The 14,079-nt window shown below is 42.4% G+C and carries 13 protein-coding genes; 8 read left to right on the top strand and 5 right to left on the bottom strand.

Annotated elements, in window-relative coordinates; all coding sequences use genetic code 11:
* Positions 1–31: 31 nt before the first annotated feature.
* The 6 genes from SNE25_RS15110 (at position 32) to SNE25_RS15085 (ending at position 6,603) form a co-directional block, all read left to right on the top strand.
* Positions 32–1,000, top strand: a complete 969-nt coding sequence (locus SNE25_RS15110; RefSeq protein ID WP_321565938.1) for a glycosyltransferase — start codon at positions 32–34, stop codon at positions 998–1,000.
* Between the two features lie 6 nt (positions 1,001–1,006).
* Positions 1,007–1,783, top strand: a complete 777-nt coding sequence (locus tag SNE25_RS15105) for a glycerophosphoryl diester phosphodiesterase membrane domain-containing protein (RefSeq protein ID WP_321565937.1) — start codon at positions 1,007–1,009, stop codon at positions 1,781–1,783.
* Positions 1,784–1,786: 3 nt separating this feature from the next.
* On the top strand, positions 1,787–3,292 hold the full coding sequence (locus tag SNE25_RS15100) for a GH3 auxin-responsive promoter family protein (protein WP_321565936.1): 1,506 nt from the start codon (positions 1,787–1,789) through the stop codon (positions 3,290–3,292).
* 75 nt (positions 3,293–3,367) lie between these two features.
* Positions 3,368–4,555: a 1-deoxy-D-xylulose-5-phosphate reductoisomerase gene (locus tag SNE25_RS15095; RefSeq protein WP_321565935.1), complete on the top strand. Its 1,188-nt coding sequence runs from the start codon at positions 3,368–3,370 to the stop codon at positions 4,553–4,555.
* 19 nt (positions 4,556–4,574) lie between these two features.
* Complete coding sequence (gene rseP / locus SNE25_RS15090; RefSeq protein WP_321565934.1) at positions 4,575–5,903, top strand: RIP metalloprotease RseP; 1,329 nt, start codon at positions 4,575–4,577, stop codon at positions 5,901–5,903.
* A 250-nt stretch (positions 5,904–6,153) separates the two neighbouring features.
* Positions 6,154–6,603 (top strand): KTSC domain-containing protein, encoded by a 450-nt coding sequence (locus SNE25_RS15085; protein ID WP_321565933.1) that lies wholly within the window; start codon positions 6,154–6,156, stop codon positions 6,601–6,603.
* A gap of 75 nt (positions 6,604–6,678) precedes the next feature.
* Here the strand turns inward: SNE25_RS15085 and SNE25_RS15080 are convergent, their stop codons facing one another.
* The 5 genes from SNE25_RS15080 to SNE25_RS15060 form a co-directional block, all read right to left on the bottom strand.
* Entirely contained in the window at positions 6,679–7,233 is a 555-nt protein-coding gene (locus SNE25_RS15080) for a DUF4199 domain-containing protein (RefSeq protein ID WP_321565932.1), read from the bottom strand.
* 158 nt (positions 7,234–7,391) lie between these two features.
* A complete protein-coding gene (locus SNE25_RS15075; protein WP_321565931.1) occupies positions 7,392–7,988 on the bottom strand; it encodes a DUF4199 domain-containing protein in 597 nt (198 codons plus the stop codon).
* 31 nt (positions 7,989–8,019) lie between these two features.
* A complete protein-coding gene (locus SNE25_RS15070) occupies positions 8,020–8,688 on the bottom strand; it encodes a hypothetical protein (RefSeq protein WP_321565930.1) in 669 nt (222 codons plus the stop codon).
* Positions 8,689–8,693: 5 nt separating this feature from the next.
* A complete protein-coding gene (locus SNE25_RS15065; RefSeq protein ID WP_321565929.1) occupies positions 8,694–9,944 on the bottom strand; it encodes a dihydroorotase in 1,251 nt (416 codons plus the stop codon).
* 28 nt (positions 9,945–9,972) lie between these two features.
* The gene (locus tag SNE25_RS15060) at positions 9,973–12,021 is read right to left on the bottom strand and encodes a BatA domain-containing protein (protein WP_321565928.1); all 2,049 of its coding nucleotides are present in this window, start codon (positions 12,019–12,021) and stop codon (positions 9,973–9,975) included.
* A gap of 142 nt (positions 12,022–12,163) precedes the next feature.
* Between SNE25_RS15060 and SNE25_RS15055 the strand changes: the two genes are divergently transcribed.
* Entirely contained in the window at positions 12,164–12,883 is a 720-nt protein-coding gene (locus SNE25_RS15055; protein ID WP_321565927.1) for a DUF72 domain-containing protein, read from the top strand.
* 69 nt (positions 12,884–12,952) lie between these two features.
* Positions 12,953–13,948 (top strand): aldo/keto reductase, encoded by a 996-nt coding sequence (locus SNE25_RS15050; protein ID WP_321565926.1) that lies wholly within the window; start codon positions 12,953–12,955, stop codon positions 13,946–13,948.
* The last annotated feature ends 131 nt before the right edge of the window (positions 13,949–14,079 follow it).

Genomic DNA, 14,079 nt, shown 5'->3' with positions numbered 1-14,079 from the left:
TGGTTCTAATCTCTTGATTCTAATTTAGCACATGTTTTTTTCCATCATTATTCCATTATACAACCGCCCACAGGAAATTAAAGAACTGCTGGAAACCCTTGTACTGCAAACCTACAGGGATTTTGAGGTATTGGTAATTGAAGATGGTTCTGTTAACGACGCCGAAGCTATTGTAAACAGCTTTGCCGGCCAACTGCAGCTTCGTTATTTTAAAAAACCCAACGAGGGCCAGGGATTTACCCGCAATTTTGGCTTTGAACGTGCCAAAGGCGATTACTTTATCATTTTTGATTCCGATTGCCTGATACCGGCCAACTATCTCGAAATTGTAAATAATTCATTAGCCACCAACTACCTCGATGCTTATGGTGGCCCCGATGGCGCACATGCCTCATTTACACCAACTCAAAAGGCCATCAGTTATTCCATGACCTCCCCTTTTACAACCGGGGGTATACGCGGCAACAAAAAGGCTATTGGGCAGTTTCACCCGCGCAGTTTTAACATGGGTGTGTCAAGGCAAGTGTGGGAAAAAGCTGGCGGCTTTATCATTACCCGCCTGGGCGAGGATATTGAATATAGTATCCGCATCCACTCGATGGGCTTTAAAATAGGCCTGATACCTGATGCCGTTGTTTATCATAAAAGGAGAACCAATTTTTCGCAGTTTTACAAACAGCTCCATTTTTTTGGAAGGGCACGTATCAACATCTATAAGTTTTTCCCAAAAGAATTAAAGATGGTGCATTTTTTCCCTGCGGCGTTTACCATGTTTGTGCTGCTCACCTTTATAACCAATTTGTTTGGCTGGCAAATAAGCAAATTATTTAACCTTTTGCTGGCGGTTTACATTTTGTTAATATTTTTTCACGCGTGGTTGAAAAATAAATCAGCAAAAATTGCATTTTTGAGCATTATAGCGGCCTTGACACAGCTTATTGCCTATGGCATAGGATTTATGCAGGATTTTTGGAAGCGAGTAATTTTTAACAGATCATAAGAACCTATGTACCACCCTTTTTCTGTTGCAGAAACCATTAAAACTGCATGGAATGTATTGAAAAGAAACTTTGTGCCCCTGGTAGTTTACTCGGTGATATCCTTGTTTATTTATGAATTTGTTGATTTCCTTAAGGCATTTATATTAATTGATGATGACATAGTAAGTCGTCTTATCATTATTTTATTACAAATGTTGGTACAGGCCTATATCGGACTAAGTTTTTACAAGTTGATACTAACCCTGATGGATAGGGCATATTATGAATTTGAATTTAAAGACATCATACCGTCATTTAAAATGGCGTTCAATTTCATTGTTATAGGGTTATTACTGGGTGTTTTATTTCTGTTATTGTTTTTCCTGTATGTGGCAGCCGAACGTTACCTGGGCTACCCCCGCGTTTTTGAAATACTGGAATTGTTATTTGTACTTTACATAGGCTTGCGCTGCATATTCTGCATTTGTTTTATAGTTGACGACGCCTCCTCACCATGGGAATCGCTAAAGCAAAGCTTTGAAATAACCAAGGATAACTTTTTTAAAACACTGAGCATATTTATTATCATTATTGCCATTTTGGCGCTGGCGCTGATACCTGTAATTGCTGTTATGCATTTTTTTGGGCTGGATGATGACAACGGAGGATTTATGTTCAGGCTGGCATTTTATTGCTGGTTTATCCTCACGTTTCCATTTATACAGGTAATCATTATGGTTACTTATCGTAAACTGGTTTATAGTCACCTGGATGTTGACGATGATATTGCCGAAACGAATTAACCAATGGGATTAAAGTCTGCATTAAGCAAAGTGTTTGCGGCCCTGGTAAACCGGGAGCTTAACCAGATACGAAAAAACGCCGTCGCGCTTCAGCAAAAAACCTTTACCGATCTTGTTCACGCTGCTAAAAATACTTCCTTTGGCCGCGAACACCAGTTCGACCAGATCAATAACTACGAAGATTTTAAACGAAACGTTCCGGTACATGATTACGAGGACCTGCGCCCTTATATTGACAGGGTTGTAAACGGCGAAGAAAATGTATTATGGCCGGGCAAACCGGCTTACCTGGCCAAAACATCGGGCACTACCTCGGGCGTAAAATACATTCCCATCTCAAAAGAGAGTATGCCCGAGCACATTAAGGCCGCCCGCAACGCCCTGCTCAGCTATATTCATGAAACAGGCAATACCGGTTTTGTTGATGGCAAAATGATATTTTTACAAGGCAGCCCTGTGCTTGCTGAAAAGCACGGTATTTCAACAGGCAGGCTGTCGGGTATAGTAGCGCATCATGTGCCTGCCTATCTGCAAAAAAACCGCCTGCCCAGCTATGATACCAATTGTATTGAAGACTGGGAGCAAAAGGTTGATGCCATTGTCGAAGAAACTTTTAAGGAAGATATGCGCCTTATATCTGGCATACCGCCCTGGTGCCAGATGTATTTCGACAGGTTATCGGCCAAGGCTGGTGGCAAACCAATAAAGGATATATTCCCCAATTTTAAGCTATATGTACACGGAGGCGTAAATTACGAACCATACCGCGCCCGTATGGAAGAGAGCATAGGGTTTAACATTGATTCTATTGAAACCTACCCTGCATCCGAAGGGTTTATAGCTTTCCAGGATTCGCAAAAAGAAAAAGGATTGTTGCTCCTGGTAAATTCGGGTATATTTTATGAGTTTATCCCCTCCGAAGAATATTTTAATGAATCGCCCACGCGCATCAATCTTAAAGATGTAGAGCTCGACAAAAATTACGCGCTTATTATGAATACCAGCGCAGGCTTGTGGGGTTACAGCTTGGGTGATACCATCAAATTTATTTCAAAAAACCCTTATAAGATTGTGGTGACGGGCCGCATCAAGCATTACATATCGGCCTTTGGCGAGCACGTAATTGGCGAAGAGGTAGAACAGGCTTTAATGAGTGTGGCCAAAGAAGAAGGGGTTGACGTGATAGAATTCACCGTGGCGCCACAGGTAAACCCGCCCGCCGGACAGCTCCCCTACCACGAATGGTTTATTGAATTTGGTTCGGCGCCGGCCAATTTACAGGGTTTCGCATTCAAAGTAGATAAAGCGCTGCAAAAGAAAAATATTTACTATTTTGACCTCATTGAAGGTAACATTCTGCAACCTTTGATCATCCAAAGCATGCAAAAGGATGCGTTTATAAATTACATGCGTTCACAGGGTAAACTTGGCGGACAAAATAAGGTTCCGCGGCTGGCAAACGACAGGAAGATAGCAGATGTATTAAAGGAATACACTAATAATAAGTAACTTTGACATGATTAAGATAAGCGTGGTCGCAAATACCCCGTTTGTTTTATTTAACTAATTGAAACAATACGATCATTGACTAATCATATAAAAAACATTGCCATTCTTGGCTCCACAGGCAGCATAGGTACACAAACACTGGAAGTAGTAAGGGGTAATACCAACCTGTTCAGGGCATTTTTACTTACCGCACACTCTAATGCCGATTTGCTCATCAATCAGGCTATTGAATTTAAGCCTGAGTATGCCATTATATGCGACGAGAGTAAATACCTGCGGGTGAAAGAAGCCCTGGCTCATTTACCTGTAAAAGTGCTTGCCGGTCACCAGGCCATTATTGACCATATAACCCATCCGGATATTGATGTGGTACTTACCGCTATGGTTGGCTTTGCGGGGCTTGAACCTACTATAGCCGCCATTAAAGCGGGTAAAGATATAGCTTTGGCCAACAAGGAAACCCTTGTAGTAGCGGGTGAGCTGATAACCGGACTGGCTAAACAACATGGAATTAAAATTTTACCTGTCGATTCAGAACACTCGGCTATATTTCAATGCCTTGCCGGTGAACATAATAACAAAATTGAAAAAGTAATACTCACCGCTTCCGGCGGTCCCTTCCGCGGCCGCAGCCTTGATTTTTTGGCCGGCGTAACCCGCGAGGATGCGCTGAAACACCCTAACTGGGTAATGGGCGCCAAGATCACTATTGATTCAGCCTCGCTCATGAATAAGGGCTTAGAGGTGATAGAGGCCAAATGGTTGTTTGATGTAACCGCCGACCAGGTTGAGGTAATTGTTCATCCGCAATCTATTGTACATTCCCTGGTACAGTTTAACGATGGTTCTATCAAAGCTCAAATGGGGCTGCCTGATATGAAACTACCTATACAATACGCATTGACCTACCCAAACCGCATACAGACCAACTTTAAGCGCTTTGACTTTACCAGCTACCCTAATTTAACATTTGAAAAACCAGATCTTGATACTTTTCGTAATCTTGGTTTAGCATTTGCGGCGTTAAAGCAAGGCGGCAATATGCCCTGCATCATCAATGCAGCCAATGAAGTGGCGGTTGCCGGTTTCTTAAACCGCACTATCAGTTTCTTAGGTATGAGCAGTGTTATTGAAGAATGTATGCAGCAAATGAACTACTTAGAACAGCCTACCTTAACCGACTATTTGAATACTGATAAAGAAACACGCATCTTTGCGCAAAATTTAATACAACAAATGCCGTTAAAGGCAATACAACTTTAAAATTACATAAACGCAGATAATGAGCATAGTGATCATGGTGGGCCAGCTGATACTGGGCCTTTCAATTTTAATAATCCTGCACGAGCTGGGACATTTTTTGGCAGCGCGTGCTTTTGGCATTAAGGTAGAGAAGTTTTACCTCTTTTTTGATGCATGGAACATAAGCTTATTTAAATTTACTTATAAAGGTGTTGAATATGGCATTGGCTGGCTCCCTTTGGGTGGCTATGTTAAAATTGCCGGCATGATTGACGAATCAATGGATACCGATCAGCTTGCCGGTCCGCCGCAACCGTGGGAGTTCCGTTCAAAACCCGCCTGGCAGCGCTTAATTGTAATGCTTGGCGGTGTTACTGTAAATATTATACTGGGTATATTGATATTCTGGGTGCTTACCATGCGTTTTGGCGATAGTTACATACCTAACTCAGCCGCGAAATATGGTATTGTACCGGGTGAGGTTGGTAAAAAAATAGGCCTGTTGCCCGGCGATAAAATTGTTGCCATTAATGGCAAAGCCGTTGAGCGTTTTGACGACCTTACCAGTCCGAAAGTATTGCTTGAAAACACCGTTTTCAGCATTGAACGCGGCACCGAGCATGTAAGTGTAACTATACCGCGTACTATACTGAATGATCTGTCGGATCACGGCATTGAAGAATTTATCAGCCGTATTCCCCGCATCAAATTTTCGGTTGATTCGGTATATGGGAACTCGCTGAAGGGCGGCTTGCAAAAAGGCGATAGCGTAGTAGCTGTTAATGGCCAGTCTATCGCTTTCTGGGATCAATTACAGGTTGCCTTACTAAATGCTAAAGGTAAAGTGGCTGATGTTACCGCGAAACGTAACAATGCCCTGGTTCCGCTTAAAATTCAGGTTAATGGAGACGGAACTATCGGCTTTGCCCGGTCAAAAGAAGGTTTTCCACAGGTAAAAACCATTTATTATGGCTTTTTTGGCTCCCTTCCCATTGGCGCGTCAAGGGCCTGGGGAACTTTTACCGATAATGCCAAGGGCCTGGGTAAAATATTCAAGGGCGATGTTAAATTCAGCAAAGCGGTGAGCGGTCCGGTTGCTATTGCCAACCTGTTTGGCAGCCATGTAGACTGGGTACACTTCTGGAGCCTGGTAGGCTTTTTATCAATGGTGCTTGCCCTCATGAACCTGCTGCCTATCCCCGCGCTTGATGGCGGCCATGCTGTATTCCTGATTATTGAAATGATAAAGGGCAAACCGCTAAGCGATAAGTTTTTAGAACGCGCCCAGATAGTTGGCTTTGTAATATTGGTTACCCTGATGGTATTTGTTTTTGGTAATGATATTGTAAAACAGGTAATGAAAAAATAACCCCCTGATTAACAGGATATATGCAGCCCCGGGATTTTATTTTCCGGGGCTGTTTTGTTTTTGACGCTGTAATCAGAATTTAAGCTAAAGCCAGTGCTTAAATCATTTCATAACCCATGCTTTACCTTAACTTTATCGGCACCCGATTTTTCCTGACCGAAAAACCGTACCTTTGCGCGATTATTTTCTTGAAAGGGCGCAACATTCATTTGCTTAATTCTTCAACGACAATAAAACAACATAAAACAGAATGAAAAAAATTGTCGATTACAGAAAGCTTTTAGGCGTAAATGAAGCAGCCGAACTACAGGAATTAAAAACAGTTTACAGGAGCTTAATGAAAGCCTGGCATCCCGATAAATTTCAGGATAGTCCGGAAAGCAAACTGGAGGCCGAAGAAAAAAGCAAAACCATTATTGAAGCCTACCATTTTTTGGTAAGTATAGCACCCGAAACGCGCAGCCAGTCGTTTGCTGAGTACACTATTACAACCACAACTTCAAGTATTGCCGATTTTGAATACAAATCGCAGGTGCTGAAAATAAGCTTTGCCGATGGTAATACTTACGAATACTTTGACGTACCAAAGGCGGTTTACGTAAAGCTGATCAATGCCGATTCGCCGGGAAGATTTGCCCGCAGACATATTTATAACGATTACGTTTACAGAAGCATCAGCAAACTGGTTGCTACTGCGTAGATTATTAAAAGATACAATTATAAACAGGAAAGGCCTTTTCGATTGAAAAGGCCTTTCCTGTTTATGGTTATTTATCTAAACTGTGGGTTCAGGATCCTTGTAATCTGCATCGGGTGTATCAAACGGTGAACGTTCCTTTTTCACAATAGCGGCGCCTATTAAACTGACTATTATGCCGAAAATAATATCTATGATTACTGTGCCAACAGCTGCAATGATTGGCCCATATTTCTTGGCTATCCCCATCGCCTTATCAATTTGTTCCTGCGACATGCCTTTTTCGGCCATTTGGCTTTGGGATACTGCCAATGATTTATCAAACACATCAGGGCTTAATACGGCGAGGTATAGGTATATGAAAACAGCAAGCAGTAAACTTGTAAATATAGCATACCATAGCCCCGCGGTAAATGCCTGTCCAAAAGTTATATAACCACCAAGCTGCTCCTGGAATTCCTTTTGTGTGAGTATCAAAAATAAAATAAAAGGCAGATACCCTATATATTTTAATGATGAGTTAGGATCCATATTCAACGACTGTATGCCATAAGTAAGGATAATAGTGGTGACTAAATTGATTACAGCCCATTTAATTGCTGCACTGTTTGGATTAGGTGTTTGGGTTTTCATAATTATTGGTTTAATGATATAATTTAAAATTAACCAATATTTTTTTATACAACCATAATAAACGCTTATCTGCTGTAAATTAACGGTTACCAAAACGCCTGAAAACAAAAGCGGCCTTTCCCGGTGAGAAAGGCCGCTTTTGACAATATATTTTGTTTTTAACGATTCGTAATATCAACACCCGGATTATATATATGCACCTCTTTTTTAAAGAAAGCAGCGAAAATAAGGGCTAATACAAACATAAAGATAATGGAGAAACAAACTCCCTGGATCTGCTTGCCTATGGTAACTTCTTTTTGAGATTCAAATTGTTTTTGGATGTCATCCATCTTTTTATCAATATCATCCTGACTTGCTTTGCTCTCGTGAAGGAACTTTGATACAGCATTAGTCATAGCTGTTTGCGTTTTTTGCACCATATCAGGCTCAATAACTTTAGCAAACACCTGATCTCTCAATACAAATTGCACCACGAAAGCGGTAAGGAACATGATAAATATACCGGTAGCCGCCTGTTTGAACGTCCAGAACCCGCCTATCCTTCTCCTGAAATTAAAACATAAGATCACAACCAGCACAATTGGTAACAATACCGAAAATATAAACGGAACCGACGATATCAGGATCACAGATGATATGGATATCATGATGTAAAATGATAAAATACTCAATATGGTCAGCGCAAGTCCCAGTAATAATCCAAAAGTGATGCCGGTAACCCGCAGCTTTTTATTATCAATTTCAATAGCCATAGTTTAGTAAATGTAGATTAACTAATGGGTATTATTGAAAATTAACCAGTATCTCCAACACGGCCATATCAAACTCTTTATCGATGGCATTAGCAGCAATTGCATTTTTCTCGTCGGCTGAAGGATCAATATTTTGAAAAAAGCACATCAGTGGATAAAACAACTCTTTCAATTCTGAATCTTCAGGAAGGCTTTTGGCTACTTTGCTGATCTCTGCGACCGGGCTTTCAATCAATATCTGGTTGGCAATTACAGGCTCATAAATGCGGTATTCGTCCTGAAACTCATCCTCATCCACCAGTAAAAACTCTTTAAGGTAATCTTCCAGTTCCGGCTCAATATCTTCATCCTCGCATTCGTTGAGGTATAATAGCAAGTTCAGCAGCTCGGTACCGCGGTCAAGGGTTTGCTCTTCGATATCTTCCCATTCAGGAGTATCCAGGTAATCCTCTTCCAGCTTTTTAACATCCGCGCTAAAAAAGTTGATCATCAGCAGATCAAAAAACACCTCGCGCAATGATTCAACCGCCGGATGGTTATCAAATACTTGGTCCAAAGCATCTACTTTGCTCAAAAAGTCTTCGTCTGACGCAAAAACTTCACCAAATTCATTATTAAGTGAAGTAGCATCAAAGCTATTATATTTAGAAAAAGCCTCTAAAGCAGCCTCAAAGGCAGTTTCTATTTTAGGATCTATCATGATTTTTATTTAAAAATTTGTTGATTATTATATGTCAGTAATACTTTACCCTTTAATTTTTTTCCTATAAATGGTGAATTAACTGATTTGGAACGATTGCTTTTACCAGTATATTCCCATTCCGTGTCCACATCAAAAAGTACCAAATTGGCCCGCTCGCCTTCGGCAATAACCGGTACGGCAACTCCCAGTATCTCACGCGGGTTAATGGCCAGTTTATCAACCAGCAGTTCTACCGTTAAGCCAGACCTGAGTGCCAGCGGAAGAGCCGTTTGCAAGCCTACGATACCATATTCGGCCATTTCAAACTCCACATCTTTAAATTCTACCTCGTGCGGGGTATGCTGCGTTACTATGGCATCAATGGTACCGTCTTTAAGCCCTTTTATCAACGCTGTAACATCATCTTTGGTACGTAGCGGTGGTTTTACTTTATACATACTATCAAACCCCATCAATGCCTCGTCTGTAAGTACCAGGTGATGAGCGGCTACATCGCAGGTTACCTCAAGGCCTTTTCGTTTTGCCTCGCGTATCAGCTCTACCGACCGGGCGGTTGATATGGTGCTGAAATGTATTTTTGACACCGTGTATTCGGCCAGGTAAAGGTCACGTGCTATCATCAGTTCTTCGGCCAGCGACGGGATGCCTTTCATACCCAACAGGGTGCTGATCTCGCCTTCATTTACCTTGGCTTTACCGGCTATAGCTGTATCCTCCGGGTATGAAAACACCAGCGCATCAAAACCCTGAGCGTATAACAGGGCGCGTTCCATGAGGCCGGCATCCTGCACCGGGCGATTACCATCGGTAAAAGCTTTGGCGCCGCTCAGGTACATATCATACATTTCGGCAAGATCTTTACCCTCGCGTTTGTGCGATATAGTTCCTAAAGGATATACTTCAACCAGGTTATTTTTTGCCCGGTTAAGCAAATATTCTATTTCGGCTTTAGAATGTGCAGGCGGATTGGTATTGGGCATAAGCGCTACGCCGGTAAAACCACCTGCTGCGGCCGCCCGCGTTCCGGAATACATATCCTCCTTTGTTTCGAGGCCCAACTCACCGATATTGCAATTCAGATCGAAAAAGCCGGGTGATACATATTTACCTTCGGCATCAATCAGTTCGGCATCAGCCTCAACCTCTTCAGCAATACGGGTGATTACCCCATTTTCGATTAATATATCGGCAACTTGTTGATGAAAAGGTGATCCGGGATCAAGAATAGTGGCAGATTTGATAAGCAAATTCATTAGCACTGCTTTAAGGATTTTGTATTGATTAAACAGGCTGCCCGGCTGTTTGTTTATCGGGCTTAAAATACCTGATGAGCAAAATTTCGGTCGCCAGAAAAATCAATGCCAAAATTATACAAAGTTTCCATAATTGTGTGCCAAAATTTGTTTCGTTAACAATACCTTTTAATGAAATGTTACTACCTGTTAATAAGGCAGTTGACTTTGGCATCAGTTCCTTTAAGGTAGCCTGGTTCAAATAACTCATGTCAGATTCGGCCCTGTTATCGTTAAAGGCCAGCGTTGCCAGTGTGCTGTCTTGTTTTTTCAAGGTATAAATGCCGGTGTCGTGTAATTGGTCTGACAGGTACAAAAGCGTGCTCCCTTCCTGCTGTTTCACATCGGGAATAGTACTCTGATCACCTTTTGTCAGCTTCAGCAGCTGTTTTTCGGTCACCTGCACCGGAGGAATTTCTAAGGTTTCATCCTGTCCTAATGTATAAAAAAGCGGTAGATCATGCCCACTCAACAAGGCTATCCGCAGCAAGGTTGGCACAAACAGCGCATGCCGGGGCAGGTTACTGTATGTCTCGTCAAGTGGCACTGCCGCCACATAAACCCGACCCTTATCATGATTATAACCGGCCCAGAAAGTTTGGCCGCCGGTTAACCGCATTAAATTATCCTCTACACCATGCGCCCTGCTAAGCTGATAATATTTACTTACCGATGGCAAGTCAGGATTCTCCGGAAAATGTTCAAACACATTCTTAAACACCGGGCTCTGCCTGTTAAGAGCAGCTACTTTGGTGGCCCCTGTTATTAATTTTTCGGGATAGGCAGCGTTCATCGCTTGCAGAAACCCACGATAGCTGGCCAAGTCGGCATCTGCTGGCGGGAAAACAACCAATGTACCACCTTTGGCAACATATGTTTTTAGCTGTTGCGCCAAACCTGTAGAAACAGCTCTCACATCGCTGATCACCACAATAGGCAGGCTCCCCAAACCGGCGTAATCTACATTCCCATCGGGCGCACGGTGGATATTAAAAAATGGATCGGCAGTAAAAACCGCTTTTAGGTATGGACTGGGGGTTCCGCCATCTATCAGCAATACGGGTAGTTGATTACTTACGTTAAAGCTGAAATAGAATTGATTATCAAATGTAACCGGGTTATCCTGCAGCTCCACCCTCCCCTGCTGCCAACCCTCTTGCAGGCCTATAAACGTGAGCGTATCATTTTGTACCGACCGGGCCGGGATAGAATAACTGCCTAATGCTTTTTGAGCTCCGTTTATTAAAACCTTCAGCGGAATTTTATTGGCATTTTCACCCGCATAATTATGCAGGCGAACCACCAGTTTTTCGCTTTCGCCCGGGCGATGCACCGCGCTAAGCAGCCATACAGAATCAACCGCCACATTAGGCAGGTTACCCGCTTTAAGTTGTATCAGGCTGATGGCAATGCTGCTATCCGTTTTTAACGGTTTATCAGCCATGTTTTTCTGGAAGTCTGAAATAATATATACCGATTTGGTAGCGCCGGGCTGTGTAGCAAGCAAATTTTGCTGACGGCTGATAATCTGCTGCAAACTACGGCTCTGCGGACTGATCTTTACCTGGTCAACCGCGTCATTAAATTCATCGCGACTTAGCAAGCGCTGGTGCTTCCCCTCAAAATCCTGCGTAAGCAGCTGAAAGCGATCATTAATATTATAAGCCGTTGCTATTTCCTTTGCTTTCTGTTTGGCATCATCCAACAATGAACCCTCACGGTTAAGGGTTTGCATGCTATAAGAATTATCAACAAAAACACTTACTGCATTCTGTCGGCCTGTATTGCCAGTGTTTTGTCCGGGCAGATAAGGCCGGGCAAAGGCCAGCACCAGGAAAAGTAAAGCCAATAACCTTGCGGCCAATATCAGCCGTTCTTTTAAATTTCTGCGCGATGCCTGCTGTTCCTGTATCTCCTTTAAAAACTGCACATTGCTGAAATTCACTTTCTGAAATTTTCGAAAGTTGAACAAATGAATGATAACCGGAATAACTAACGTGAGTAATGCAAATAAAAAAGCCGGATATATAAAGTGCATATTTTATACGTGCAATTGGCAGATATACAAATGTGCAGATTTTATTTTAGATGTGCAGAATTGGGCTTACCACTGCCGCGAGATCTCGTTGCGTTATCAAACAAATCGCCCTTATCCTTCTTATCAATAAAAGGTTTTGTAAATGGATTGGCATATTGGATGTTCAGGATTTCATTATAAGGATTGGAAAGGCAGATTTTACCCGGAGGGGTTACCGCAGCGTAAATGGTTTGATTTTTACTGCGAACATTTTAAAACATTGGAACTGAATGTTACCTTTTATCGATTTCCCCAACTTTCATTCTTGCAAACATGGTACGCTAAAAGCCCGGCAGATTTTCGTTTCGCGGTGAAGGCCCCCCGGGCTATCACCCATTATAAGAAATTCAATGATACTACCGATCTTATTACCAGCTTTTATGACACCATTAATAATGGTCTGCAGGAAAAGCTTGGTCCAGTGCTTTTCCAGTTGCCGCCCAGTTTTAGTTATGACGAAGAAAGGCTTGACCGTATTATCAACAGCCTAAGCCCCGCATTTAAAAACGTGCTGGAGCTGCGTCATGTTAGCTGGTGGAACAATGATGTTTATCAGAAACTGGCCAAACATAAAATCACTTTTTGCGGCATGAGTCACCCAACCCTGCCCGATGATGTGATACAGAATACCCCGATAGTTTATTACCGTTTTCATGGTGTGCCTGTGTTGTACCGGTCGCCTTATGCTATGGATTTTCTGCAGAAAGTAGCAGATGCGGTAAAGCAAAACCACCATACTCTCGAGGGCTGGTTTTATTTTAACAATGATTTTGATGCGGTTGGTGTGCAGAACGCAAAAGACATGATTTCTCTCGTTAAATAATTTTATAATTTGAATAATTAACTACATTTTGCTGTTGATTTTTAAACTATACATTCTACTTATTTAACTATGGAATTTAGACGATTAGGAGAGACTAAGCTGGCGGTTTCGGCAATAACTTTCGGCGCCTGGGCAGCCGGCGGATGGATGTGGGGCGGTAACGACGATAAGGAAGCTATTGAAGCCATGCGTGCCGCTTATGACCTTGGTATTACCTCTATTGATACTGCACCTATTTACGGGCAGGGCAAAAGCGAAGAGCTGGTTGGCGAAGCCATTAAAGGCCTGCAACGCGATAAGGTTCAGATATTGACCAAGTTTGGCATGCGCTGGGATTTTGCCAAAGGTGACTTCTTTTTCAAAAGCCAGGATAATAATGGTAATGACATTGATATTTATAAGTATGCCGGCAAGGAAAGCATCATTTTAGAATGCGAAAACAGCCTTAAACGCCTGGATACAGATTATATTGACCTTTATCAGATCCACTGGCCCGATAGCACCACGCCTATTGAAGAAACCATGGAGGCTATACTGCGCCTTAAAGAGCAGGGGAAAATACGCGAAGCCGGTGTGAGCAATTACGATGTAAAACAAATGGCCATTGCCGAAAAAGTAATTAAGCTGGCATCAAACCAGGTACCTTTCAGTATGGTAAACCGGGGTATTGAGGATGAACTGATTCCCTATTGCATTGAAAATAAAAAAGCCATACTGGCCTATAGCCCGATGGAACGCGGCCTGCTTACTGGTAAACTAAAACCCGGCCAAACCTTTGGCGAGGGCGACCACCGTGCCGGCAATAAATACTTTAAGGAAGAAAACATCAGGCGCACTAATGAGTTCCTGGCAAAAATAAAACCATTGGCCGATGAAAAGAATGCCACCTTGGGCCAATTAGTGATCCGCTGGACTATTAACCACCCTGGTATTACCATTGCATTGGTTGGCGCCCGCAACGCCGAGCAAGCCAAACAAAATGCCAAAGCCATTGACATTCATATTAATGGTGAAGAAATGGAGTTTATAAATAACCAGCTCAGCGATCTGGAGATTGTTGGATAATTCGGTGTTGAAGAAAAGCGATATTCTAAATTTGTCATCCTGAGCGAAGCGAAGGATCTATTTTACGATAGCACATTTGCGAATAGATCCTTCGCTTCGCTCAGGATGACAAATATTTTTCAGAGGTTACT

Source organism: Mucilaginibacter sabulilitoris, from assembly GCF_034262375.1.
GTDB lineage: Bacteria > Bacteroidota > Bacteroidia > Sphingobacteriales > Sphingobacteriaceae > Mucilaginibacter > Mucilaginibacter sabulilitoris.
Note: the sequence above shows the minus strand (reverse complement) of the source record. Positions and strands in the feature narration are given on the sequence as shown.

What these genes read in the sequence shown, in the direction of transcription:
- SNE25_RS15085 (WP_321565933.1), top strand. Translation starts at nt 6,154, where the DNA reads ATGAAAAAAATTGTCGATTACAGAAAGCTTTTAGGCGTAAATGAAGCA.
- rseP (WP_321565934.1), top strand. Translation starts at nt 4,575, where the DNA reads ATGAGCATAGTGATCATGGTGGGCCAGCTGATACTGGGCCTTTCAATT.
- SNE25_RS15080 (WP_321565932.1), bottom strand. Translation starts at nt 7,233, where the DNA reads ATGAAAACCCAAACACCTAATCCAAACAGTGCAGCAATTAAATGGGCT.
- SNE25_RS15110 (WP_321565938.1), top strand. Translation starts at nt 32, where the DNA reads ATGTTTTTTTCCATCATTATTCCATTATACAACCGCCCACAGGAAATT.
- SNE25_RS15060 (WP_321565928.1), bottom strand. Translation starts at nt 12,021, where the DNA reads ATGCACTTTATATATCCGGCTTTTTTATTTGCATTACTCACGTTAGTT.
- SNE25_RS15055 (WP_321565927.1), top strand. Translation starts at nt 12,164, where the DNA reads ATGGATTGGCATATTGGATGTTCAGGATTTCATTATAAGGATTGGAAA.
- SNE25_RS15050 (WP_321565926.1), top strand. Translation starts at nt 12,953, where the DNA reads ATGGAATTTAGACGATTAGGAGAGACTAAGCTGGCGGTTTCGGCAATA.
- SNE25_RS15070 (WP_321565930.1), bottom strand. Translation starts at nt 8,688, where the DNA reads ATGATAGATCCTAAAATAGAAACTGCCTTTGAGGCTGCTTTAGAGGCT.
- SNE25_RS15065 (WP_321565929.1), bottom strand. Translation starts at nt 9,944, where the DNA reads ATGAATTTGCTTATCAAATCTGCCACTATTCTTGATCCCGGATCACCT.
- SNE25_RS15105 (WP_321565937.1), top strand. Translation starts at nt 1,007, where the DNA reads ATGTACCACCCTTTTTCTGTTGCAGAAACCATTAAAACTGCATGGAAT.
- SNE25_RS15075 (WP_321565931.1), bottom strand. Translation starts at nt 7,988, where the DNA reads ATGGCTATTGAAATTGATAATAAAAAGCTGCGGGTTACCGGCATCACT.
- SNE25_RS15100 (WP_321565936.1), top strand. Translation starts at nt 1,787, where the DNA reads ATGGGATTAAAGTCTGCATTAAGCAAAGTGTTTGCGGCCCTGGTAAAC.